Below are 22,140 nucleotides of genomic sequence, written 5' to 3' on the forward strand. Positions count from 1 at the left end.
CCGGAAGGCCCTTCCATGACCACCACACCCCCTCCCGCGTCGGGCCCGCTGTCCGGCGTGCGGGTCATCGAGCTCGGCGGCATCGGCCCGGGCCCGTTCACCGGCATGCTCCTCGCCGACCAGGGCGCGGACGTCATCCGCGTCGAACGGCCTGCGGACGCCGGACGGCCCTCGGCGCACCCCGTGCTGCACCGGGGCAGACGCTCGGTCGCCCTCGACCTCAAGACGCCTTCCGGCGTCGAAGTCGGCCTCGCCCTGGTCGAGACGGTCGACGTCCTCATCGAGGGATTCCGCCCCGGCGTCACCGAACGCCTCGGCCTCGGACCCGACGCCTGCCTGGCTCGCAACCCCCGCCTGGTCTACGGCCGCATGACCGGATGGGGACAGGACGGGCCGCTCGCTCAGGTGCCCGGCCACGACATCAACTACATCGCCGTCGCGGGCGCCCTCGGGGCGATGGGCGGCGAGGACGAGGACCCGCCGGTCCCCCTCAATCTCGTCGGGGACATGGGAGGCGGCGGCATGCTGCTCGCCTTCGGTATCACGACCGCTCTCGTCCACGCGCAGCGGACCGGACGCGGTCAGGTCGTCGATGCCGCCATGACTGACGGCACCGCCCTCCAACTCGCCCTGATTCACGGCCTCATGGCGACCGGGCGATGGCAGGACCGGCGCGGTGCGAACCTCTTCGACGGCGCCGCGCCCTTCTACCGCACCTACCGGACGGCCGACGGAGGCCATATGGCCGTCGGCTGTGTCGAGCCGCAGTTCTACACCGCGTTCCTCACCGTTCTCGGCCTCACCGGGGACTCCCTCTTCGCCCGGCAGCACGACCGGGACGCCTGGCCCGCGATGTTCGGCAAGCTGGCCGAGGTGTTCGCGACGCGCACCCGGGACGAGTGGACCGCCGCCTTCGAGGGCACCTCCGCCTGTGTCACCCCGGTGTACAGCCTGACGGAGGCCGCCGCGCATCCGCACAACGCTGCCCGTGGCACGTACCTCACCGACGGCGGCCTCCTCCAGCCCGCGCCGGCCCCGCGCTTCCTGGGCACCCCCGCCGCCCCTCCCCGCCCGGCGCCCGTGATCGGTGCCGACACTCGGGCCGTGCTCGGCGAGGCCGGGCTCGACCCCCAGGACGCCGGGGCGCCGATGATCTGACGTCGAGGCGCGGACACGGACTTGACGAAGGTCCCCCGTCCTCACGGGCGGGGAGCCTTCGCTTACGGCAAACCGGACGGTCCGCCGGCGGGGGTGCGCGCCGGACGCAGCAGCGCCTCCTGGGCGACGCTCGCGATCAGCCGCCCGTCCTGGCTCCACACATCGGCGAACGCGAGCCCCCGGCCGTCCACGGCCGACGGGCTGCGCTGCACGAACAGCATCCAGTCGTCGGCGCGCAGCGGCCGGTGGAACCACACCGAGTGGTCGAGCGAGGTCAGGAAGACCGACGACGGCCTGCCCCGCAGTGGCCGCGGCTGTTCCACGGAGAGCGCGGCGGTGGGTGCGAGGAAGAGGTCCGACGCGTAGGTGAACGCCGCCGCATGGAGCGCCGTCTCGTCGGGCAGCCGGTCGGCGGAGCGGATCCAGAGCCGCTGCTCCGTGAGTCCCGGCGAGGTCGGCTCGGGAGGGCCGGGAACCCGCCTGATCTCCAGCGCGTGCGGGAACATCGACTGCTGGTAGTCGTCGGGTGAGGATTCCTCCCACAGCCGGAACAGGTCGGGGGACCCGTCGGGCCCCGGGGTCGGCGGCATGGCGACCTGGCGGTCGAAGGAGTTCTCGGCGTCCTTGAAGGACGCCGAGAGAGTGAAGACCGCCTCGCCATTCTGCACGGCCGTCACCCTGCGCGTGGCCAGGGACCCGCCGTCACGCAGCCGTTCCACCATGTAGAGGAGCGGCCGAGCCGTGTCCCCGGGGCCGAGGAAGTAGCCGTGCAGGGAGTGCACGGACCGTCTCGACGGCACGGTGCGGCCGGCGGCGGCAAGGGCCTGGGCCGCGACCTGCCCGCCGAAGGCTCGCAGGGGCATCCCGGCGTGACAGCTGCCCCGGAAAAGGGTTGCCTCGACCTCCTCCAGAGAGAGGAACGCGGTCAGCGAGTGGTCGCCGGACGGCGCGGTCCGCAGCATCGGTCGCTCCTGGGGTCAGACGAGTTCGAGGATCGTGGCGTTGGCCATGCCGCCGCCCTCGCACATGGACTGCAGTCCGTAGCGGATGCCGTTGTCGCGCATGTGGTGGACCAGGGTGGTCATGATGCGAGCGCCGGAACCGCCGATGGGGTGGCCGATCGCCATCGCGCCGCCGAGCGGGTTCATCCGCTTGTAGTCGGCGCCGGTCTCGCGCAGCCAGGCCAGGGTCACCGAGGCGAAGGCCTCGTTGATCTCGTACGCCCCGATGTCGCCGATCGACAGGCCGGACTTCTTGAGCGCCTTGGCGGTGGCGGGGATGGGGCCCTTGAGCATGGTGATGGGATCGGTGCCCGCCACGACCGCCGTGTGGACACGCGCCAGGGGGGTCCAGCCCTGGGACCGGGCGAACTCGCTCGTGGTGACCAACAGGGCGGCCGCCCCGTCCGAGATCTGCGAGGCGTTCCCCGCGGTGATCGAACCGCCCTCGCCGAAGGCGGGCTTGAGGCCGGCGAGCGTCTCCAGGGTGGAGCCGCGCCGCACCCCCTCGTCGGTGTCGAAGATCCGCTGCGTGCCGTCCTCGTCGGTGACCGCGATCGGGGCGATCTGGCCCTCGAACGCGCCCCTGTCGATGGCGCGGGCCGCGCGCTGGTGCGAGTCGAGGCCGTGCCGGTCCATCTCGGTGCGCGTGATGCCGTACTCGTCGGCGATCATCTGTGCGCCCACGCCCTGGCTGAAGCGGACGCCGTTGTAGCGGTCCCAGACGTCCGGCCCGAAGGGCTCGCCGAAGCGGCCGTCGGAGCGGGCGCTGCCGAGTGGAATGGCGCTCATGATCTCGACGCCGCCGGCCACGGCCACGTCGTACTGCCCGGCTATGACGCCCGCGGCGGCTTGGTGCACGGCCTGTTGCGAGGAGCCGCACTGGCGGTCGATGGTCAGGCCGGGGACGGACTCGGGCCAGCCGGCGGCCAGGACGGCGGCGCGCCCGACACATCCGGCCTGCATGCCGACGGCGCCGGCGCAGCCCCAGATGACGTCGTCCACCAGACCGGGGTCGAGCGAGGTGCGTTCGGCGAGGGCGTTCAGGACATGGGCCGAGAGGGAGGCGGAGTGCATCCGAGAGAGCGATCCGCCGCGCTTGCCGACGGCGGTGCGTACGGCGTCGACGATGACTGCGTCACGCATAGAGGTTCTCCTGTCCGAGAAGGGAATCGGTGAGGGGTGGGGCTCAGAGGCCGAGGTCCTTGGCGATGATGGTCTTCATGACCTCGCTGGTCCCGGCGTAGATGCGGGAGACGCGGGTGTCGGCGTAGATGCGGGCGATGGGGTACTCCAGCATGTAGCCGTAACCGCCGTGCAACTGGAGACACTTGTCGATGACACGGCCCGCGACCTCGGTGCAGAACAGCTTCGCCTTGGCCGCGTCGGCGGGACTCAGCTCGCCTGAGCGGTGCAGCAGGAGCGCGCGGTCGACCAAGGTCTGCGCGGCCTCGACCTCGGTGGCGCACTCGGCGAGAACGAACTTGGTGTTCTGGAAGGCGGCGACGGGCTTGCCGAAGACCTGGCGCTCCCGCACGTACTCGCGGGCGAAGCGGACGGCGGCCGCCGCGGTCGCGTAGCCGCTGACGGCGGCGCCGAGGCGCTCCACGACGAGGTTGTGGGTCAGATAGGAGAAGGCGGCTCCCTCGTCCCCGAGCAGGTTCTCCACAGGGACCCGTACGTCGCTGAATGCCAGCTCCGCGGTGTCCTGGGCCCGCAGGCCGATCTTGTCCAGCTTGCGGCCTACGGAGAAGCCGGGCGAGGTGGTGTCCACGCACAGGATGGAGAGGCCCGCGCGCCGGTCGTCGGGGCGGGCCGGCGCGGTGCGGCAGACGACGAGGACCAGATCGGCCCGGGCGCCACCGGTGATGAAGGTCTTGGCACCGTTGAGGACGTAGTGGGTGCCGTCCGCCGAGAGTTCGGCCCGCGTGCTGATCGCCGCGAGGTCGGAGCCGGTGCCGGGCTCGGTCATGGCGATCGCGGTCATGACCTCGCCGGTGAGGAAGCCGGGGAGCCAGCGGCGCTTCTGCTCCTCGCTGCCGAACTCCAGCAGATAGGGCAGCACCAGGCAGGTGTGCACGACGTCGGCGCCGAAGGTGACGCCGGCGCGGGCGCACTCCTCGCGGATCACGGCGAGGTAGGTGAGGTCGGTGACTCCGGCACCGCCGTACTCCTCGGGGACCTGGATGCCGAAGACCCCGAGTTCGCCGAGGCGGAGGTAGAGGTCGCGGGGGACGTGGCCGTCCTGCTCCCAGTCGGCGTAGTGCGGCACGACCTCGTCGGCGATGAAGTCGCGGATGGTCGCACGGAAGGTCTCATGCTCCTGGGTGAACACGCTGCGGCGCACGGTGAGGCGTCCTCTCTCGCATGCCCGACAGACTCACCGGGCAGCAGTAAGTTAATTCATGGTAACCGTAGTGTCTATCTATCTACGAGTTAGACCTTGTGAAACAGTGCCTACAGGATAGAAAGTGAACTTCTAGTAACTCACCTCTGTTGATCTTTACGTCCCTTCCCAGGATGGTTCCCATGTATCTGACGCAGTCGCTGCACCGCGCCCTCCAGCAGCATCCCGATCGCGTGATGACGATTTGCGGCACACGGAGCCGGACCGTGCGGGAGGTCGCGGACCGGGTGGCGCGGCTCGCCGGCGGGCTGCGCGCGCTGGGGGTCTCGGAGGGCGACCGAGTGGCCGTCCTTGCCGCCAACTCCGACCGGTACCACGAGACCTTCTTCGCCGCGTGGTGGATCGGCGCCGCGGTCAACCCTGTGAACGTCCGGTGGAGCACCGCCGAGATCGGCTACGCGCTGCGGGACTCGGAGAGCCGCGTCCTCCTCGTCGACGACGCCTTTACCAGTCTCGTACCGGAGCTGCGTGCAGCGACCCCGTCCCTCGGCGCCGTGCTCCACTGTGGCGACGAGACGCGCACTCCGGCCGGCCTGACCGGCTACGAGGACCTCATCGCGGCCTCGGAGCCGGTCGAGGACACCCGCGCCGGCGGCCCGGCGCTCGCGGCGCTGCTCTACACCGGCGGCACGACGGGGCTACCCAAAGGCGTGATGGTCTCGCACCAGGGCCTCATGACCTCGACGCTGGGAACCCAGCTCAGGGTCCCCTCGGCGATCCCGGGCGGCCGGCTCCTCACCTCCGCGCCGATGTTCCACGTCGCGGCCCTCGTGGGGTGGCTCGGGCAGAACGTCGCGGGGGGCACCGTCGTCTTCCTGCCGGGATTCACCGCGGAAGGCGTCCTGGACGCGGTCGAGAAGCACCGCGTCACCACCATGGGGCTCGTCCCCACCATGATCCAGAGGCTCCTGGACCACCCCGGCGCGGCCGACCGGGACCTCAGCAGCCTCCAGTACCTCGGCTACGGTGCTTCGCCGATCTCCGAACCCCTGCTGCACCGCGCCATGAAGGCGTTCCCGCAGGCCCGGTTCAGCCAGGGGTACGGCATGACCGAGACGGCGATGATCACCATGCTCGGCCCCGAGGAGCACCTCGGCCCCGACCGGCTGCTGCGCTCGGCGGGCCGCGCCACGCCCCACTGCGAGGTTCGCGTCGTCGGACCGGACGGCGAGGAGGTGCCGCGCGGAACCGTCGGCGAGATCGTGTGCCGCGGCGACAACCTGATGCTCGGCTACTGGCACAAGCCCGAGGAGACGCGGGCCGTCCTCCGGGACGGATGGATGCACACCGGCGACGGCGCCTACATGGACGAGGAGGGGTACGTCTTCATCGTCGACCGGATCAAGGACATGATCGTCACCGGCGGGGAGAACGTGTACTCCGCCGAGGTCGAGAACGCTGTGGCCCGGCACCCCTCGGTGGCCTCCTGCGCCGTCGTGGGGCTCCCGGACGACCGGTGGGGCGAGCGGGTGCACGCCGTGGTTGTCCTCAAGCCGGGCCACGAGGCCACCGAGGACGAGATCCGTGCCCACGTCCGGGAGCTGATCGCCGGCTACAAGGTCCCCCGCACGGTGGAGTTCGTCCGCGTCCTGCCGGTCTCCGGGGCGGGGAAGATCCTCAAGCGGGAGCTGCGGGACAAGCGGACGCGCTGACGGCAGCGCGACGGCACGTACGGCGAAGCGCCGCGCACCCGGGGTGCGCGGCGCTTCGCCGTGAGGAGACCGGGTCAGGGCAGGACGACGGGGAAGTCCCCGTCCGGGACCTCCAGGAGCCCGTGCAGCATGGTGAGGACCGTGGCGTCCCCGTCGAGCAGCAGCCGGGCGGTGGCGACCGCGTCGGCGAACGAGTCCCGGCCGGCGAGGATCCGGTTGAGCACCGTCCGGTCGATCCGGAGCGTCAGTTGAGGAGCTTCCCCGCCCGGAGCGTCGCCCGGCATCGGGGTCAGGACGCCGTTCCCGACGAGGACCGTCCATATCTCGCCGGTGTCGGTGAACTCCCAGCGTGTCAGCAGGCGGTGCGCCGCCGCTCGCGGGCCGTGCAGGTGGATGGCCATCATCGCGAACAGTTGCGCGGTGGAGAGACCGCTCAGCATCGCGAGTCCGCCCATCGCGGGACGCGCGCCCGCCCGGCCGCCGGACCGCCGGCCCTCGCGGAGCTCCTGCGCCCCGGTCAGGTAGATGTTCCGCCAGGTCCCGTTCTCCTGAGCGAAGGCGAGGCGCTCGAACGCGCCGGCTTGCAGCTCGTGCGCCTCCGCGTGCTCCGGCTCTGCGAAGAGGACGTGGTTGAGCAGTTCGACGGCCCAGCGCAGATCGCCGTCCTCGACCGCTTTGCGCGCGATCTCGACCGTGGCGTCGGCACTGCCGATGGCGGCCACGTACCGCTTTGCCTGCTCGACAGGCGGGTGTTGCCACAGATGCGCGGGGTTGCCGTCGTACCAGCCCATGTAGCGCTGGTAGACGGCCTTCACGTTGTGGCTGATCGAGCCGTAGTACCCGCGCACGCTCCAGGTACGGCCCAGTTCACCGGGGAAGCTCTGGATCTCCTCGGCTATCTCCGGTCCGGTGAGGCCGCGGTTCATCAGCCGGACGGTCTGGTCGTGGAGGTACGCGTAGGCGTCGCGCTGCTCGGCGAGCATCCGGCGCACCTCGTCCCGCCCCCACGTCGGCCAGTTGTGGGACCCGATGAGGACCTCGGCCTCCGGGAAGAGCCGGAGCGACTCGGTGATGTACGACGCCCAGGCGTGCGCGTCCCGGACCAGCGCCCCGCGCAGGGTCAGCACGTTGTGCAGGGTGTGGTTGACGTTCTCCGCGATGAGCAGCACCCCGCGGTCGGGCAGGTACAGATTCATCTCGGAGGGCGCCTCGGTGTCCGGGGTGAGCTGGAAGACCAGCCGCACCCCGTCGAGTTCGCGTTCCTCGCCCGTCACCGTGAGGGTGTCGGTGGGCGGCACCAGGCCCATCGAGCCCGTCGACAGACCCTGGGCCAGGCCGAAGCCGACCTGGCCCTCGGGGCCGAGGGGGAGGCTCCGGCCGTACATGTACACGGCTCGCCGGAACATCGCCGGACCGGCGAAGACGTTCTCGCTCACGGCGTGGTGGAGGAAGCCCTCCGGCGCGAGCACCGCGCATGCGCCGGCCTCGACCTCCTTGGCCGTCGTGACGCCGAGGACCCCGCCGAAGTGGTCGCCGTGGCTGTGCGTGTAGACCACCGCGCGGACCGGCCGGTGGCCGCGGTTGCGCCGGTAGAGGTCGAGGCCGGCCTCCGCCACCTCCTTGGAGGTGAGGGGGTCGACGACGACCACCCCCGTACGTCCCTCGACGATAGTCATGTTGGCGGCGTCGAGGCCGCGGATCTGGTAGACGCCGGGAACCACCTCGAACAGGCCCTGGTGGGTGTTGAGCCCGCTCTGGCGCCACAGGCTCGGATGAACGGTGTCGGGGCACTCGCCCTGGAGGAAGCTCCAGCGTTCGTTGTCCCACACCACCCGGCCCCGGCCGTCGCGGACGACACAAGGGTCGAGCCGGTCGATCAGGCCGCGGGCCGCGTTGACACGGTCCCTGGAGTCGTCGTAGTCCAGATCTGCAATCTCGGACATGCTGCCTCGTTTCGGAGTCGTCGCGGACTGGGGATCAGCCGCGCAGCAGGGCGCGGCCGATGATGAGCTTCTGGACCTCGCTCGTCCCCTCGTAGATGCGCATGACGCGCACGTCGCGGGCGATCCGCTCGACCGTCGTCTCGCGCATGTAGCCCATGCCGCCGTGGATCTGCACGGCGCGGTCGGCGACGCGGTCGGCCATCTCCGTGGCGAAGAGCTTGGCGGTCGACGGGCCGATCTTGGTGTCCTCGCCGGAGTCGTACCTACGCGCCACCTCCAGGACGAGGGCGCGGGCGGCGTCCAGCTCCGCCCGGCTCTCCGCGAGCATGGCCTGGACGAGCTGGAAACGGCCGATGGGCTCACCGCCCTGCTTGTTGTTCCGCGCGTACTCGACCGACTCCTCCAGCGCGCGGGTCGCCTGGCCGACGCACAGGGCCGCCACGTGGACCCGGCCCTTGGCCAGCGAGCGCATCGCCGCGTTGAAGCCCTTTCCGGCCATGCCGCCGATGACGGCCGAGTGCGGCACCCGGACCTTGTCGAAGAAGACCTCGCTGGTCCAGGCCCCGGCCTGACCGGTCTTGATGTCCTTGGGGCCGACGTTGAGGCCGGGGGTGCCCTGTTCGACCAGGAAGCAGGAGATTCCGTCGGTCGGTTTGTCGCCCTCGCCGGAGCGGGCGAAGACCATGAAGACGTCGGCCACGGCGGCGTTGGTGATGAAGCGCTTGCTGCCGGTGATCTCGTAGAAGCCGTCACCAGTGTCCACGGCCCGGGTCTTCATGCCCGACGGGTCGGATCCCGCCTCCGGCTCCGTGAGCGCGAAGGACGCCACAGCACCCTCGGCGAGCCGGGGCAGCCAGGTCTCCTGCTGTTCCCGGGAGCCGTAGTTGACGAGGACCTGGCCGGCGATGCCGATGTTCGTGCCGAACATGGACCGGAAGGCCAGTGTGGTGTAGCCGAACTCGAAGCAGAGCTGGGCATCCTCGGTCACGGAGGCGCTCATGCCCCCGAACTCCTCGGGCAGCGTGTAGCCGAACAGCCCCATGTCGATCGCCTTGCGGCGGATCTCGTCCGGCACCACGTCCGTGGCGTCGATCTCACGCTCGCGCGGGACGACGTCCTCCCGGACGAAGCGGCGGACCGCTTCGAGCACGGCCTTGAACTCGGTGGCTTCCATGGGTCTTCCCTCTTTCTGGGTCATGCGGTGACGCGGTGTTGGGGAGCGGGGAGGGCAGGCGGGTCAGCCCTCGTCCGCCTCGAGGGCCTTGCGCAGCTCGGTTTTGAGGATCTTTCCGGTGGGCGTGAGCGGAAGGCTGTCAACGACGTGCAGCTCGCGGATCTTCTGGTACGGCGCGACCTTCACCGCCACATGGGCCATGACCTCGTCGCGGAAGGCCTGACTGCGCCGGCCCTCGCCGGCGGCGTCGGGCCGGAGCACGACGAAGGCGACGGGGACCTCGCCGACCTCGGGGACGCGCCGGCCGACCACGGACGCCTGGGCCACGGCCGGATGCGAGCAGAGCAGCTCTTCCAGCGGTTGCGGATAGACGTTGTAGCCCTTGTAGATGAGCATGTCCTTCGCCCGGCCGACCAGGAACAGGAAGCCGTTCCCGTCGAGGTGTCCGAGGTCGCCGGTGCGGAGCCAGCCGTCCACGAACTGCCCTGCGGTGAGCTCGGGTTCGTCGAGGTATCCGTCGGTCACCTGAGGCCCACGGGCCCACACCTCGCCGGTCTCGCCGCCGGGCAGCACGGTGACGCCGTCCTGCCCCCGGATCTCCAGCTCCGTGCCGGGCGCCGCGATGCCGACGCTGCCGATGGGGGTCTCCAGCGGCAGGCCGGGCGGCGAGAAAGTCAGGCACATGCTGGCCTCGCTCAGGCCGTAGCCTTCGGAGATGTCGGCGCTCGGGATGGCCGAGCGCAGCTTGCCCAGGGCGGTGGTGTCGATGGGCGCGGCGCCCGAGGTGATCAGCCGCACGCTGGAGAGGTCGCGCCGCTTCAGCTCCGGGCTGCGGAGCATGCCGTAGTACATGGCCGGGGAGCCCGCCATGTGCGTGACGCCGTACCTCTTGATGTCGATCACGAACTGGTCCGCGTCGAACCGGCCGCCGGTGATCACGGCCGTCGTGCCGACGAGCGTGTTGACGTTGTGGCCAACGAGGCCGAGACCGTGGAAAAGAGGGGCGATGGAGATCTGGACCCCTTCGCCGAGCGGGACGGCGTACGGGGTGGGCGACTCTATCGCGGTGACCCGGACCCCGCCCTGCTCGTCGAGCGACGGCAGGCAGGCGAACCTCCAGCAGCCGGTCTGCAGCACGTTCGCCACCGCGTTGCGGTGGAGGACCCGGACGAACTTGGTCCGCCCGGTCGTGCCGCCCGTCAGCTGGAGGTGGGCGACCAGGTCGGGGTCGACCGTGTAGCCCTCCAGCGGGGCGTGCGCCAGGAGGTCGGTGAGCGGCACGAACTCCTCGGGAAGGACGGCCTCCGGGGGAGCGGGGGACGCCGAGGTGCCCGGGACGTGCACGACGAGCGCCACCTGCGGGGCGGCGGCCTCGGTGAGGACGGCGGCGTTCGCGGGGTGGGTGACGATCGCCTTGGCCGAGCAGGCCCGGAGCTGCTCGCGCAGGACGGCGGCCGGCTGCGCGGGGTTAATCGGCGCGACGGCCAGCCCGGCGCACAGGGCGCCGTAGTAGGCCACGACGTACCAGTAGGTGTTGGGCATGTGGAGCGCGACGACGTCGCCCTCCACCAGTCCGCGCGCGCGGAAGCCGCGGGCGGTCCGGAGGGCTGCGCGGTGGAGCTCGGCGAACGTGAGCGCTTCATCGCCGTCGAGGAGCGCGGCACGCTCGGGGAAGGCGCGCGCGGCGCCGGCGAGCAAGGCGTCAAGGCCCACGGACGGGATGTCCAGGGAGGGCGGCATGTTCAAGGGCGCGACACGAGTCATGAGGGTCCCCTGCGGCGGTGGAGGTGGATGGACTGAGGCCAATGCCCGACGTGCTGGGAGAGGGCGTTCCCGGACTGCCTTGCGTCCAGGGCCGGACACGCGGAGAGCGGGGCGCGGGCCTCACTCCCCACACGCCCAGAAAGTTAATTCATGATAACCAGGCTGTCTATGGTGATCACGGAATTCACCGAGGTCCGGGCGGCAGTGAGCCCCGCAGGACCGCCGCCGCGGTGGACCAGTCCACGCCGTCGAGGATCTTCGGCACGTCGGTCCCGCAGGACGCGGCCTTGCGGAGGAGATCCTCGGCGGTGGGGGCCCGTAGCGGGCTCCCTGGCGGCAGAGTTATGGCCGTCTCCACGGCGGAACCGTCGGCGAACTCCATCCGGAGCGCCAGCTCCCCGGCGAGCAGGTCGTTCCCGCCCGGCCGCCGGACGATCTCGACGGCCTCCATCAGGCGCCGCGCCTCGGGCCGGCGCACGGCCTCGTCGGTGAACGAAGAGAAACCGGGAAACTCGTCCAGGAGTGCCGCCGCGACCGCGTACGGCATGCTGAACTTCCCCTGCAGCCCGGTGGTCGGCCGGTCGTGGATGAGCGGTTGCGTCCCCGAGGCGGGCGTTGTCACGACGATCCGCCGCACGGCGGCCGGATCGAAGGCGCCGTGACGTTCGCGAAGCTCGCGGACGGCCGCGATCGGCCGCTGCATGGCGTAGCAGCAGGGGTGGAGCTTGACCGCCAGACCACCGGGAACAGCAGGGCCCCCGACGTTCAAGGGCCGGCCCTCGCCGGCCACCAGGTCGAGCCACACGTCGAGCGCGCGCGGGTCGGCCGTGGCGCCCGCCTTCGCCAACCGCGCCGCCCTGACCCCCGCCTCGACCGCGAAGCCGACCTGGAGCGCCTTGGAGTGGGTGCCGAATGCGGCCTGCACCCCGCCGGCGGCCGGCAGGGCGAGTGCCATGGCCGTCGCCAACTCCTTCGCGCTCAGGCCCAGGGCGACGCCGGCGGCGACCGCCGCCGCCGGGGCGCCCTGAGTGCACGTGCCGTGCCAGCCGGCCTCGTAGTGCCGCCACCCCAGCCAGGTGCCGAGACGGCTCATGACCCCGGCCCCCGCGAGGTAGGCCTCCGGCCCGCCCCCGGTCGCGAGCACGGCGGGCACGATCACCACGCTGACGTGGCTGGTGGACTCGATCTGCACGTCGTCGAAGTCGAGCACGTGACCGACCGCGGACCAGCGGGCGGCCTCGGGCAGCTGGGCCGCGAGCCGGGTCACCTCGTGGTCGCGCGCCGCCAGGGTGACGGCCAGCGTGTCGATCAGGGAACGTCCGGCGAGGTCGAGGTCGGCCTCGTCGGGGACGAACGCGTGCGCCCAGCGGGCGAGTTCCGCAGCGGTACCGGACACGGCCGCCTCACTTCCCCTGTTTCTTCAGCTCGGGGCGGCCGGGCTGCTCGCCGCCGCGCGCGTCGATGTACTCGGCGGTCGGGACCATCACCTTGCGGCGGAAGACGCACACCAGGGTGCCGTCCTGCTTGTAGCCCTTGGTCTCGACGTGGACGATGCCGCGGTCGCTCTTCGACTTCGACGGCGTCTTGTCCAGGACGGTTGTCTCGCCGTAGATGGTGTCGCCGTGGAAGGTCGGCGCCACGTGCCGCAGCGACTCGATTTCCAGGTTGGCGATGGCCTTGCCGGAGACGTCTGGCACGGACATGCCGAGCAGCAGCGAGTAGATGTAGTTGCCGACGACGACGTTCTTCTTGAAGTCCGTCGTGTTCTCCGCGTAATTCACGTCCATGTGCAGCGGGTGGTGGTTCATCGTCAGCAGGCAGAAGAGATGGTCGTCGTACTCCGTGACCGTCTTCCCGGGCCAGTGCTTGTAGACGGCACCGATCTCGAACTCTTCGTAGGTGCGGCCGAACTGCATGGGACTCAGGCCTCCGGGATCTCGAACTTGGTGGTGCGCTGCATGCCGGCGGCGCGGCCCTTGCCGGAAATGACCAGGGCCATCTTGCGGGAGGCCTCGTCGATCATCTCGTCGCCGAGCATCGCGGAGCCCTTCTTCCCGCCGGCCTCGGACGTGTAGTAGTCGTAGGCGTCGAGGATCAGTTCGGCGTGGTCGTAGTCCTCCTGCGAGGGCGAGTAGACCTCGTTCGCGGCGGCGACCTGGTCCGGGTGCAGCACCCACTTGCCGTCGAAGCCGAGGGCGGCGGAGCGCCGGGCGACCTCGCCGTAGCCCGCCGGGTTGCGGATCTGCAGGTAGGGGCCGTCGATCGCCTGCAGGTTGTTGGCGCGGGCGGCCATCAGGATGCTCATCAGGATGTGGTGGTAGGCGTCCGCCGGGTAGCCGGGCGGCTGCTCGCCGACGACCAGCGACTTCATGTTGATCGAGGCCATGAAGTCGGCCGGGCCGAAGATGATCGTCTCGACGCGCTGGGACGCCTGCGCGATCGCGTTGACGTTGTTCAGACCCTGGGCGTTCTCGATCTGCGCCTCGATGCCGATCTTGCCGACCTCGAAGCCCATGGTCTTCTCGATCTGGGTGAGCAGGAGGTCGAGCGCGACGACCTGCTGGGCGTCCTGGACCTTCGGCAGCATGATGCAGTCGAGGTTCTGGCCCGCGCCCTCGACGACCGTGACCACGTCACGGTACGTCCAGTGCGTGGTCCAGTCGTTGACGCGGACGACGCGGGTCTTGCCGGTCCAGTCGCCCTCGTTGAGGAATTTGACGACGGTGTGGCGGGCCTCGGGCTTGGCCAGCGGCGCGCACGCGTCCTCCAGGTCCAGGAAGACCTGGTCGGCGGCGAGGCCCTGGGCCTTCTCCAGGAAGCGCGGGTTCGAGCCGGGCACCGCGAGGCAGGAGCGGCGGGGGCGCAGTCGGGTGAATGTCATGGGGATCCTTCTCTCGGGAGTGAGCGGGGTCAGCGCTTCGGCTGGTAGTCGGTGGCGTGCTCGACGTGCTTGAACAGGGCCTGCGCGGTGCTGTCGGCCGTGCCGCGCGCCGCCTCCTCGGCGATGTGGCCGACGAGGCCGACGGCGCGGGCGGCCGTCACGACGGAGCGGATCAGCTTCCAGTCGAAGCCCATGTCGGCCATGACCGCGCCGAACGTCCCGGCGCCGTTGAGGGTGATGAGCTTGCCGCGGCGGCTCTCCATCTCGGCGTGCACAGCCTGGAGGAGGCGGCTGTGGCGCCCGAGGAAGCCCCACTGCTCGGCGAGTTCGAAGTAGCGCGCCGTACGAGGGTCGCGCGGCCGGTGGGTCGGGTGGCCGAAGCCGGGCACCCGGTCGCGGGAGGCGGCGTACGCGTCGAGGATCGTCGCAGCCGTCTCCTCGGCGGACCGGTCCTCGGGCGCGGCGGCCAGGGCCTCCTGGAGCATCCGGGCGGTGAGCTCCATGGCACCGAGGTAGACGCTGCCGGCGCCCAGCAGCCCGGCGGCGACGGCGGCCTGGGTGGCCTCGGGGGCGCCCAGCCAGGTGAGCCGGGCGGCCAGCGCGCTCGGGGTGAAGCCGTGCTCGGCGATGCCCACCATCAGGGCGTTGAGCATCTTCGACTCGTTCTCGGTGGGCAGCCGGCCCTGCGCGCCGAGGAAGACGAGGTCGGCGAGGCTCGCGTGGCCGATGACCTCGGAGCAGAGGTCGTACCCGTAGATGTCGATCGCGTCGGCGGTGGAGTGGCCGATGTGGGTGGTGTACATCCGGAGCCTTTCCTGGGGGAGGGGGAGTCAGACGGAGGGGACGAGCTTCGGCGGGGCCGTGGGAAGGTGGCCGAGGGCGGCGTCCAGCGCGCCCAGCGTCCAGCGGCCCTCGTGCAGGTGGGTCTCGTTGGCGGTCCAGCCCTCGTAGACGTCGATCCGGCCGCCGCGGATCATGAGCATCTGCCCGTTCACCCGGCACCCTTCGGTGGCGAGCCAGGCGACGACAGGGGAGATATTGGCGGGGTCCCAGGTGTCGAACTCGCCCTCGACCGGGGCCAGTTTCTCCCCGAGGCCGGGCGTCTCCAGCGTCATGCGGGTGCGGGCGACCGGGGCGATGGAGTTGACGCGCACGCCGTACCGCTCAAGCTCGCGGGCGGCGACGACGGTCATGGCGGCGATGCCGGCCTTGGCCGCGGCGTAGTTCAGCTGGCCCGGGTTGCCCCGCAGGCCGGAGCCGGACGAGGTGTTGATCACCGAGGCGCTGACGGCGCGGCCGTTCTTGACCTGGTCGCGCCAGTACGCGGCGGCGTGATGCAGGGTCGCGAAGTGACCCTTCATGTGCACGGACACGACCGAGTCCCATTCGGCCTCGGTCATCCTGACCACGGTCGTGTCGCGGGTGATCCCGGCGTTGTTGACGAGGACGTGCAGGTCGCCGAAGGTCTCGACGGCCAGGCCGATCAGGGCCTCGGCGGCGGCGAAGTCGTTCACCCGCCCGTGGTCGGCGACGGCGGCGCCCCCGGCGGCCCTGATCGCCTCGACGACCTCCTGCGCGGGGTCGGCGTCGGGGTCGTTGACGACGACCGCGGCGCCCTCGGCGGCGAGCCGCAGAGCGTGTTCGCGGCCCAGGCCACGGCCGGCGCCGGTGACGACCGCCACGCGACCGGTGAGGCTTCCCATGATGTTTCTCCTTGGAGTGGGTGTGGGACGGGCGGGACGGAGGGCGCGCCCGCCGGGTTAGGCGCGCCGGCCGAGGGCGCCGGCGGCACGGAGCCGGGCGATGTCCTCGTCGGCATAGCCGATGTCGCGCAGTACTGCGTCGGTGTGCTCGCCCAGGAGGGGCGCCCGCGTCGGCGGGGTCTCCTCGTGGCCGGCGAACTTGATGGGGTTCCCGGCGACCGTGACGGGCCGGTCGAGCCCGGGCTGCTCGACCTCGACGAGCATCCGCCGGGCGTGCACGTGCGGATCGGCGAAGATCGAGTCTGCGGTGTTGACCGGACCCATCGGGACCCGTCCGCCGAGCGCCTTAGCGATCGCCTCCCGGTCGCGCCCGGAGGTCCAGGCGCTCACGATCTCCCTGACCTCGGCGGACCGGGATACCCGGTCGACGTTGGTGGCGTACCGGGGATCGTGGGCCAGCTCGGGGCGTCCCATCAGGTCGCAGAGCAGCGCCCAGTGGTTGTCGCCGGGGGCGGCGAGGGCGATCCACCCGTCGGCGGCCGGGAAGACCCCGTACGGACAGAAGAGCGGGTGGCCGTTGCCCTCGGGCTCGGGCACGACGCCCTGGTACGAGTGCTGGTAGACGATCCGCTCGCACGCGGAGAGCACGGAGTCGTACAGGCCGATGTCGACGAAGCGGCCCCGGCCCGTGGCCTCGGCCTCGCGCACCGCGGCCAGGGTGCCGACGGCCGCGAAGAGCGCGGGGATGATGTCGCCGAGGCCCGGTCCCGCCTTGTACGGTGGGCCTCCGACCGGGCCGGTGATGCCCATCAGACCGCCCATCGCCTGGGAGACGATGTCGTAGCTGGGCCAGTCCTGGAAGGGGCTGGCGCCGGTGCGCGGGTCGCCGAACCCTCGGATGGCGGTGTAGACGAGCCTGGGATTGATCTCGGCGAGCGCCTCGTAGCCCAGCCCGTACCGCTCCATGACTCCCGCCCGGTAGTTCTCGACCAGGACGTCGGAGCCGGCGGCTAGCCGGCGGACGACCTCCGCGCCCTCCGGCACCGAGATGTCCACGACCATGCCGCGCTTGTTGCGGTTGACGGACTGGAAGTAGCCGCCGTATGCCTTGAGTCCGTCGCCGTCGGCGAAGGGGCCCTGGCCGCGGGTCATGTCGCCGGCCGGCGGCTCGACCTTGATCACCGTGGCGCCGAGCTCGGCGAGCAGCATGGTGCCGAAGGGGCCGGCGAGCACTCGGCTGAGGTCGAGCACCCTCAGGCCGGCCAGCGGACCACGGCTCGAGGTGGGTGCGGTGCTCATGGTCACCGGCCCAGAAGCGTGTCGGAGATGATCTTCATCTGGATCTCGGAGGTGCCCTCGAAGATCTTGGTGAGACGGGCGTCGCGCCAGTACCGCTCGACAGAGAAGTCCGTGGTGTAGCCCGCGCCGCCGTGGATCTGGATGCCCTCGCTCGTCACCCGCTCGGCCATCTCGGTCGCGTGCAGCTTCACCATGGAGGCCTGGAGGTTGGACGGCCAGCCGGCGTCGTAGTCGGCGCAGATGCGGTGCAGCAGCGAGCGGGAAGCCTCGATCTGCGTCGCCATGTCGGCGATCTTGAAGCGGATGGCCTGCTTGTCGGCGATCGGCTTCCCGAACTGCACGCGGGTCTTGGCGTACTCGATCGAGTCCTCCAGGGCGCCGCGGGCCAGGCCGATGGCGCGGGCGGCGGTGTGGATGCGGGCGATGACCAGGTCGCCCATGGCGACCTTGAAGCCCTTGCCTGCCGCGCCAACGATCATGCCGGGCTCGACCCGGGCGTTGTCGAAGGAGAGTTCCCAGGTCTTCCAGCCGTGGTAGCCGATCTTGCGCACCGGGTTGCCGGTGACGCCCTCGGGGAGCGTGCCGCGCTCCTTCGGCATCAGGAAGCAGGTGATGCCGCGTGAGCGGTGCGCCGTATCGGCGGGTTCGGTCCGGGCGAAGACCTGGAGGTAGTCGGAGCCGTCGGCGAAGGTGCACCACATCTTCTGGCCGGTGATCCGCCAGCCGCCGTCCACCTCCTGCTCCGCGCGGCAGCTCATGTTGGCGACGTCGGAGCCTGCCTCGGCCTCGGAGAGCGCGAAGGCGCTGAGGAACTCGCCGCGGGCCATCAGCGGCAGGTACTCGTCCTTCTGCTGCTCGTTGAAGCCGTGCGCGAACTGCTGGCCGCGGGCGATCAGGCTGGCGACGCTCATCCAGCCGCGTGCCAGCTCCTCGACGATGATCGCGTACTCGGAGACGCCGAGGCCGAGACCGCCGTACTCCTCGGGGATGAGGATGCCGAAGAAGCCGAGATCGGCCATCTTGGCGCGCAGTTCCATCGGGATCTCGCCCGCCACCGGGTCGAGTTCCGCCGCGACGGGCATCACCTCCTTGGCCACGAACTCCCGCGCCATGGCCTGGATGGCCAGCCTGTCCTCGGTCAGAAAGGTCTCGGTGGCGGTGCTCACGTCGTACTCCTTGCCGGGCCCGGGGGCCCGAGTCGATGGGGGGTGCCGCACAGGACGGCAGGGGTCACGGTGCGAGGGCGGCCGCGATGCGCGCGGCGGTGTCCTGCAGCCGCCGCGCCCACGGGGCGATCCGGTCCTCGTCGAAGCGGCTGTCGGGCAGCGAGATGCCGATTCCGGCGACCGGGCGGCCGGAGGCGTCGGGGACGGCGCATCCCACGGCGCACACCCCGGCCCGGTTCTGGCCGAGGTTCACCGCGTACCCGCGGGCCCTGACCTCGGCCATCCGCTCACGGATCCGCTCCGGGGAGGTCTCCGTGCTCGCGGTCAGCCGGGGGACGGGCACGGCCAGGACCTGCTCGGCCTCGTCGGCGGGCAGCGCGGCCAGGACCGCGAGCCCGGTCGAGGTGACGGGCATCGGCGAGGTGGCGCCCACCTGGTTGAAGGTGCGCACGGCACGACGGCAGTCGAGGCGCTCGATCAGCACCATCAGCCCGCGCCCGTCGGGCACCTGGAGCGTCACGGTCTCGTCCAGCAGCTCGCAGAGCTCCCGCATGGGCTCCAGGGCTATCTCCCGCACACCGTCGCTCCGCACCCCCCGCCGGCCGACGACGAACATCCGCGGGGTCAGCGCCCACCGCGTGGAGGCGCCGACGACGGAACGGATCCAGCCGAGTTCCGCGAGGGAGACGAGGGCGCGCTGCACCGTCGACTTCGGCAGCCCGGACAGCCGCGAGAGTTCGGCGACGCCGACGGGCTGGTGTTCGGAGATCGTCTCGAGGAGCAGGAGGCCCCGGTGGATGCTCTGCATCAGGCCCCTCCACGGGGGTCGGTGACTCGGGTACGGGCCCGCCCGGCGCTGGTCGCCAGGGGCGCGTCGCCCGCTGTCCGGCACGCTATGCCGCAGAGTGACACCAGGTAAAGCCTTGAGATTCCTGGACATGTGATAGGTATTGTCTATGGAACGTCGCCATCTCTCGTACTTCCTCGCCGTGGTGGAGGCCGGAAGCATCTCGGAGGCCGCGCGCCGCCTGCATCTGAGCCAGCCCTCCGTGTCCCAGGCGGTCCAGGAGCTGGAACGCGAGCTGAGGACCCCCCTCCTCGTGCGGGGGCGCGTCGTCGCGCTCACCCCGGCGGGGAAGTCTCTGATCGGCCCCGCCCGCCGGGTCCTGCGCGCCTTCGACGGAGTGCGGGCCGCGGTCACGGACATGGGGGAACTCGTCGCCGGCCGGCTGGACCTGGCGGCAGCCCCCGGCCTGGCCGTCGACCCCACCGTGCCCCTTGTGGCGGAGTTCCGGTCCAGGTACCCCGGCGTGAACGTCCGGGTCACCGAGGCGTCGCACGGCGTGGACGGCTTCGGCGTGCTCCGGCGGGCCGAGGCCGAACTGATGATCCACGACCACGCGGCGCCCTACCCCAAGCACCGGGCGGTGCCCGTGCGGCTCGCGCCGCTCATGGCGGTCTTCCCACCGGGCGGCGGGCCCTCGACGGGAGGAGCGGTGGGCCTCGCGGAGCTCACCCGGCACCCGATCGTGTTGGGCGGATCCTCCGACTCGTCCGTCGGCATGTGGTTCAGCAGTGAACTGGCGGCACGGGAGCTGCCCTCACTCACCATCGCCGTCGACAGCGCGCACCGCGACGCCGTCATCCCGTTGGTCCTGGCCGGCGCCGGGGCGACGGTGCTCCCTGAGTCGGCCGCCCTGGCCGCGGAGCGCCTGGGGGCCGTGGTGCGGCCGGTGGACTTCACCGTCCCGCGCCGGTGCTACCTCTACCATCGGGTCGGCCCCCTCTCGCCGGCCGCCCAGGCGTTCGTGGGGCTGGTGGAGGAGGACGCGGAAGGCGCTCAGCGGCCGAAGTGAATTCCTTCTAACGTGGCCCTCCCATGGGTCGGACCGCTCACATCGTGGAAGAATGCCCGGGTGAAGTGAGTCTCCGGTACCTTGTTCGTGGATCTTCGACTGAGATCCGGAGTCAGGCGGGGGCCGGGCCAACCGGCGGCGGTGAGGGCGGAGAGCGATGCGGACGGACGTCGAGGGAAGGGCCACACGGCGGCCCCCGGACCGCAAGGCGCGCATCGTCGCGGCTGCGGGCGAACTCTTCTCCGAGCGGGGCTACCACAACGTCTCGGTCGCGGACGTGGCCTCGGCCGTGGGCATCACGGCCCCGGCACTGTACCGGCACTTCCGCGGCAAGCCGGACCTCCTGCTGCACGTCGTCACCCGCACCATCGAGGGGATCTCGGCGGCGGTCCGCGCCGCCCCCGACCTCGACTCCTATCTGCGGGGCTCGGCGAGCAGCAGCGTCGAGCGGCGGCACGCCGCCTTGATCTGGCAGCGGGAGGCACGGCACCTGCCCGAGGCCGAGCGCCGGGACTTCCGGCACGCCCTCAGCGACGACGCCGCGAGGATCGGGACGCTGATCCGCGCCGAGCGGCCGGAGCTCGAGGAGCCGGACGGCCGGCTGCTGGCCTGGGCGGTGCTCGCTGTGTACGGCTCGCTCTCCGCGCACCGGATCACCCTGCCCCGGCGCCGGTTCGAACAGCTCCTGTACGGCCTCGCCCGCTCCGCTGCCTTCTGCGCACTCGACGATTCAGGGCGCGAGTCCGGGACGGACGCCCCGTCCGGGGCCGCGGCCGGTTACGCAGGCCCGACTCCGTCCCGCCGGGAGGAGATCCTCGCGGCGGCGACCCGCCTCTTCGACGAGCGGGGCTTCCAGTCCGTCAGCACGAAGGAGATCGGGCAGGCGATCGGTGCGTCCGGTCCCAGCATCTACAAGCACTTCCCGAGCAAGACCGACATCCTCGTGGCGGCGGTCGTCCGTGGCGGCGAGCAGCGCAGGGCCGGCACGGAACGCGCGCTCGCCGGGGGCGGCACGGCACGCGAGACCCTGGAGTGGCTGCTGGCCTCGTACGTCGAGTTCGCCCTCGGCCAGAGCCATCTCATCGGCGTCCTCATCGGGGAGCTGGACCAGCTGCCCGAGGCTCAGCACAAGGCGTCACTCCAGGCGCAGCGGGACTACGTGGCCCTCTGGGTCCATCTGCTGCGCGAGGTCAGGCCGGAGCTGGAGGTCGCCGAGGCGAAGGTGGTCGTCGGCGCCGTCCTGACGGTGATCGACAACGCAGCCCGCACGGGGCCGCTCGGCGCGCGTCCCGATCTCGCCGCGCGTCTCGCCGAGATCGGGACGGCCCTGCTGTTGCCGGCCAGCGACGGCCCGCCGGAGGACTGAGGGCGCTGGGCAGGGGTGTGGCGCCCGGGCGCCACACCCGAGTGCCACCTGGGGCGTCACTCCGGGAAGGGCATGCTCCGGAGTTCCCGCTTGAGGATTTTGCCGTTGGCGTTCCGGGGGAGCGCCTCGACGAAGAGGACATGGCGGGGCTTCTTGTACGAGGCGATCCGGCCGCGCGCGAAGTCGATCAGCTCGTGGGCGGTGGGCCGTTCGCTCCCCGGCCGGAGCACGACCGCCGCAGCCACTTCCTCGCCCCACTTCTGGTGCGGGACGCCGAACACGGCCGACTCGGCGACGGCGGGATGCTCGGCGAGCGCTGCCTCCACCTCGATCGGGTAGATGTTCTCCCCACCGCTGATGATGACGTCTTTCAGCCGGTCGGTCAGGAAGAGATAGCCGTCCTCGTCGAAGTGGCTGGCGTCGCCCGTCCGCAGGTAGCCGTCGAGGAACAGAGCCGCGTTCTCCTCCGGGCGGTTCCAGTAGCTCGGGGTGTTGTGCGGCGAGCGGACGACCACCTCGCCGATGGTGCCAGGCGGCACCGGGATCCCCGTGACCGGGTCGACCACGGCGACGTCGGAGGTCGGCGCCGGGTTCCCCACCGAGCGCAGCAGGTGCCGTCGGGGGCCGTCGGGGTCGTGGTCCTCCGGGAGCAGCCGGGAGACAGTGCCGGCCTCCGTTAGACGTCATCCGCTTTCCGAACGTGATGGTTTGGTTCGGGCTGGGTGGGCATGAACTCCGGCTGGCAGCGGGAGAGATGGGTGTGTTTCGTCCGC

Annotated in this window: 19 protein-coding genes and 1 pseudogene; 4 read left to right on the forward strand and 16 right to left on the reverse strand. The window is 71.2% G+C overall.

What is annotated here, in order from left to right; all coding sequences use genetic code 11:
• Positions 1–15 precede the first annotated feature (15 nt).
• Entirely contained in the window at positions 16–1,158 is a 1,143-nt protein-coding gene (locus ACZ7OY_RS42750) for a CaiB/BaiF CoA transferase family protein (RefSeq protein ID WP_472250900.1), read from the forward strand.
• Positions 1,159–1,220: 62 nt separating this feature from the next.
• Here the strand turns inward: ACZ7OY_RS42750 and ACZ7OY_RS42755 are convergent, their stop codons facing one another.
• Genes ACZ7OY_RS42755 through ACZ7OY_RS42765 form a run of 3 tightly spaced genes read right to left on the reverse strand, consistent with a single transcriptional unit; the run spans position 1,221 to position 4,503 of the window.
• The gene (locus ACZ7OY_RS42755) at positions 1,221–2,120 is read right to left on the reverse strand and encodes an acyl-CoA thioesterase (protein WP_472250901.1); all 900 of its coding nucleotides are present in this window, start codon (positions 2,118–2,120) and stop codon (positions 1,221–1,223) included.
• A gap of 15 nt (positions 2,121–2,135) precedes the next feature.
• On the reverse strand, positions 2,136–3,302 hold the full coding sequence (locus ACZ7OY_RS42760) for a thiolase family protein (protein ID WP_472250902.1): 1,167 nt from the start codon (positions 3,300–3,302) through the stop codon (positions 2,136–2,138).
• Positions 3,303–3,345: 43 nt separating this feature from the next.
• A complete protein-coding gene (locus tag ACZ7OY_RS42765; protein ID WP_472250903.1) occupies positions 3,346–4,503 on the reverse strand; it encodes an acyl-CoA dehydrogenase family protein in 1,158 nt (385 codons plus the stop codon).
• A 182-nt stretch (positions 4,504–4,685) separates the two neighbouring features.
• Here ACZ7OY_RS42765 and ACZ7OY_RS42770 point away from each other — a divergent pair, with 182 nt between their 5' ends.
• Entirely contained in the window at positions 4,686–6,215 is a 1,530-nt protein-coding gene (locus ACZ7OY_RS42770; RefSeq protein ID WP_472250904.1) for an acyl-CoA synthetase, read from the forward strand.
• 74 nt (positions 6,216–6,289) lie between these two features.
• On the opposite strand, the gene ACZ7OY_RS42775 is transcribed toward ACZ7OY_RS42770, so the two are convergent.
• The 11 genes from ACZ7OY_RS42775 to ACZ7OY_RS42825 form a co-directional block, all read right to left on the reverse strand.
• On the reverse strand, positions 6,290–8,158 hold the full coding sequence (locus ACZ7OY_RS42775) for an alkyl/aryl-sulfatase (protein ID WP_472250905.1): 1,869 nt from the start codon (positions 8,156–8,158) through the stop codon (positions 6,290–6,292).
• A 34-nt stretch (positions 8,159–8,192) separates the two neighbouring features.
• Positions 8,193–9,332: an acyl-CoA dehydrogenase family protein gene (locus ACZ7OY_RS42780; protein WP_472250906.1), complete on the reverse strand. Its 1,140-nt coding sequence runs from the start codon at positions 9,330–9,332 to the stop codon at positions 8,193–8,195.
• A 63-nt stretch (positions 9,333–9,395) separates the two neighbouring features.
• Positions 9,396–11,096 (reverse strand): class I adenylate-forming enzyme family protein, encoded by a 1,701-nt coding sequence (locus ACZ7OY_RS42785; RefSeq protein ID WP_472250907.1) that lies wholly within the window; start codon positions 11,094–11,096, stop codon positions 9,396–9,398.
• A 184-nt stretch (positions 11,097–11,280) separates the two neighbouring features.
• Positions 11,281–12,492, reverse strand: coding sequence for an MmgE/PrpD family protein (locus tag ACZ7OY_RS42790; RefSeq protein ID WP_472250908.1), 1,212 nt, complete (start codon positions 12,490–12,492; stop codon positions 11,281–11,283).
• Between the two features lie 7 nt (positions 12,493–12,499).
• A complete protein-coding gene (locus ACZ7OY_RS42795; RefSeq protein ID WP_472250909.1) occupies positions 12,500–13,012 on the reverse strand; it encodes a MaoC family dehydratase in 513 nt (170 codons plus the stop codon).
• Positions 13,013–13,017: 5 nt separating this feature from the next.
• Positions 13,018–13,977 carry an HpcH/HpaI aldolase/citrate lyase family protein gene (locus ACZ7OY_RS42800; RefSeq protein ID WP_472250910.1) on the reverse strand — a complete coding sequence of 320 codons (960 nt, stop codon included), beginning with the start codon at positions 13,975–13,977 and terminating at the stop codon, positions 13,018–13,020.
• Positions 13,978–14,006: 29 nt separating this feature from the next.
• Complete coding sequence (locus ACZ7OY_RS42805; RefSeq protein ID WP_472250911.1) at positions 14,007–14,780, reverse strand: citryl-CoA lyase; 774 nt, start codon at positions 14,778–14,780, stop codon at positions 14,007–14,009.
• Between the two features lie 27 nt (positions 14,781–14,807).
• Positions 14,808–15,680, reverse strand: a complete 873-nt coding sequence (locus tag ACZ7OY_RS42810) for an SDR family NAD(P)-dependent oxidoreductase (RefSeq protein WP_472250912.1) — start codon at positions 15,678–15,680, stop codon at positions 14,808–14,810.
• Positions 15,681–15,737: 57 nt separating this feature from the next.
• Positions 15,738–16,979: a CaiB/BaiF CoA transferase family protein gene (locus ACZ7OY_RS42815; RefSeq protein ID WP_472250913.1), complete on the reverse strand. Its 1,242-nt coding sequence runs from the start codon at positions 16,977–16,979 to the stop codon at positions 15,738–15,740.
• Positions 16,980–16,981: 2 nt separating this feature from the next.
• The gene (locus tag ACZ7OY_RS42820; RefSeq protein ID WP_472250914.1) at positions 16,982–18,145 is read right to left on the reverse strand and encodes an acyl-CoA dehydrogenase family protein; all 1,164 of its coding nucleotides are present in this window, start codon (positions 18,143–18,145) and stop codon (positions 16,982–16,984) included.
• Between the two features lie 64 nt (positions 18,146–18,209).
• On the reverse strand, positions 18,210–18,953 hold the full coding sequence (locus ACZ7OY_RS42825) for an IclR family transcriptional regulator (protein ID WP_472250915.1): 744 nt from the start codon (positions 18,951–18,953) through the stop codon (positions 18,210–18,212).
• Positions 18,954–19,101: 148 nt separating this feature from the next.
• On the opposite strand from ACZ7OY_RS42825, the gene ACZ7OY_RS42830 reads away from it, so the two are divergent.
• Together ACZ7OY_RS42830 and ACZ7OY_RS42835 are read left to right on the forward strand one after the other, a co-directional pair.
• On the forward strand, positions 19,102–20,001 hold the full coding sequence (locus ACZ7OY_RS42830) for a LysR family transcriptional regulator (protein WP_472250916.1): 900 nt from the start codon (positions 19,102–19,104) through the stop codon (positions 19,999–20,001).
• 157 nt (positions 20,002–20,158) lie between these two features.
• Positions 20,159–21,367: a TetR/AcrR family transcriptional regulator gene (locus ACZ7OY_RS42835; RefSeq protein WP_472250917.1), complete on the forward strand. Its 1,209-nt coding sequence runs from the start codon at positions 20,159–20,161 to the stop codon at positions 21,365–21,367.
• Between the two features lie 56 nt (positions 21,368–21,423).
• Here the strand turns inward: ACZ7OY_RS42835 and ACZ7OY_RS42840 are convergent, their stop codons facing one another.
• Entirely contained in the window at positions 21,424–21,882 is a 459-nt protein-coding gene (locus ACZ7OY_RS42840) for an AMP-binding enzyme (protein WP_472250922.1), read from the reverse strand.
• A pseudogene (locus ACZ7OY_RS42845) lies at positions 21,856–22,035 on the reverse strand (AMP-binding protein); the annotation flags it as partial. The gene ACZ7OY_RS42840 and the pseudogene ACZ7OY_RS42845, both read right to left, overlap by 27 nt.
• Between the last annotated feature and the right edge of the window lie 105 nt (positions 22,036–22,140).

This window comes from Streptomyces sp. NPDC107559 (assembly GCF_055657365.1).

Excerpts from the sequence above, each read along its gene's own strand:
- ACZ7OY_RS42750 (WP_472250900.1), top strand. The coding sequence starts at position 16 with ATGACCACCACACCCCCTCCCGCGTCGGGCCCGCTGTCCGGCGTGCGG.
- ACZ7OY_RS42755 (WP_472250901.1), bottom strand. The coding sequence starts at position 2,120 with ATGCTGCGGACCGCGCCGTCCGGCGACCACTCGCTGACCGCGTTCCTC.
- ACZ7OY_RS42760 (WP_472250902.1), bottom strand. The coding sequence starts at position 3,302 with ATGCGTGACGCAGTCATCGTCGACGCCGTACGCACCGCCGTCGGCAAG.
- ACZ7OY_RS42770 (WP_472250904.1), top strand. The coding sequence starts at position 4,686 with ATGTATCTGACGCAGTCGCTGCACCGCGCCCTCCAGCAGCATCCCGAT.
- ACZ7OY_RS42775 (WP_472250905.1), bottom strand. The coding sequence starts at position 8,158 with ATGTCCGAGATTGCAGATCTGGACTACGACGACTCCAGGGACCGTGTC.
- ACZ7OY_RS42780 (WP_472250906.1), bottom strand. The coding sequence starts at position 9,332 with ATGGAAGCCACCGAGTTCAAGGCCGTGCTCGAAGCGGTCCGCCGCTTC.
- ACZ7OY_RS42785 (WP_472250907.1), bottom strand. The coding sequence starts at position 11,096 with ATGACTCGTGTCGCGCCCTTGAACATGCCGCCCTCCCTGGACATCCCG.
- ACZ7OY_RS42795 (WP_472250909.1), bottom strand. The coding sequence starts at position 13,012 with ATGCAGTTCGGCCGCACCTACGAAGAGTTCGAGATCGGTGCCGTCTAC.
- ACZ7OY_RS42800 (WP_472250910.1), bottom strand. The coding sequence starts at position 13,977 with ATGACATTCACCCGACTGCGCCCCCGCCGCTCCTGCCTCGCGGTGCCC.
- ACZ7OY_RS42805 (WP_472250911.1), bottom strand. The coding sequence starts at position 14,780 with ATGTACACCACCCACATCGGCCACTCCACCGCCGACGCGATCGACATC.
- ACZ7OY_RS42810 (WP_472250912.1), bottom strand. The coding sequence starts at position 15,680 with ATGGGAAGCCTCACCGGTCGCGTGGCGGTCGTCACCGGCGCCGGCCGT.
- ACZ7OY_RS42815 (WP_472250913.1), bottom strand. The coding sequence starts at position 16,979 with ATGAGCACCGCACCCACCTCGAGCCGTGGTCCGCTGGCCGGCCTGAGG.
- ACZ7OY_RS42825 (WP_472250915.1), bottom strand. The coding sequence starts at position 18,953 with ATGCAGAGCATCCACCGGGGCCTCCTGCTCCTCGAGACGATCTCCGAA.
- ACZ7OY_RS42830 (WP_472250916.1), top strand. The coding sequence starts at position 19,102 with ATGGAACGTCGCCATCTCTCGTACTTCCTCGCCGTGGTGGAGGCCGGA.
- ACZ7OY_RS42835 (WP_472250917.1), top strand. The coding sequence starts at position 20,159 with ATGCGGACGGACGTCGAGGGAAGGGCCACACGGCGGCCCCCGGACCGC.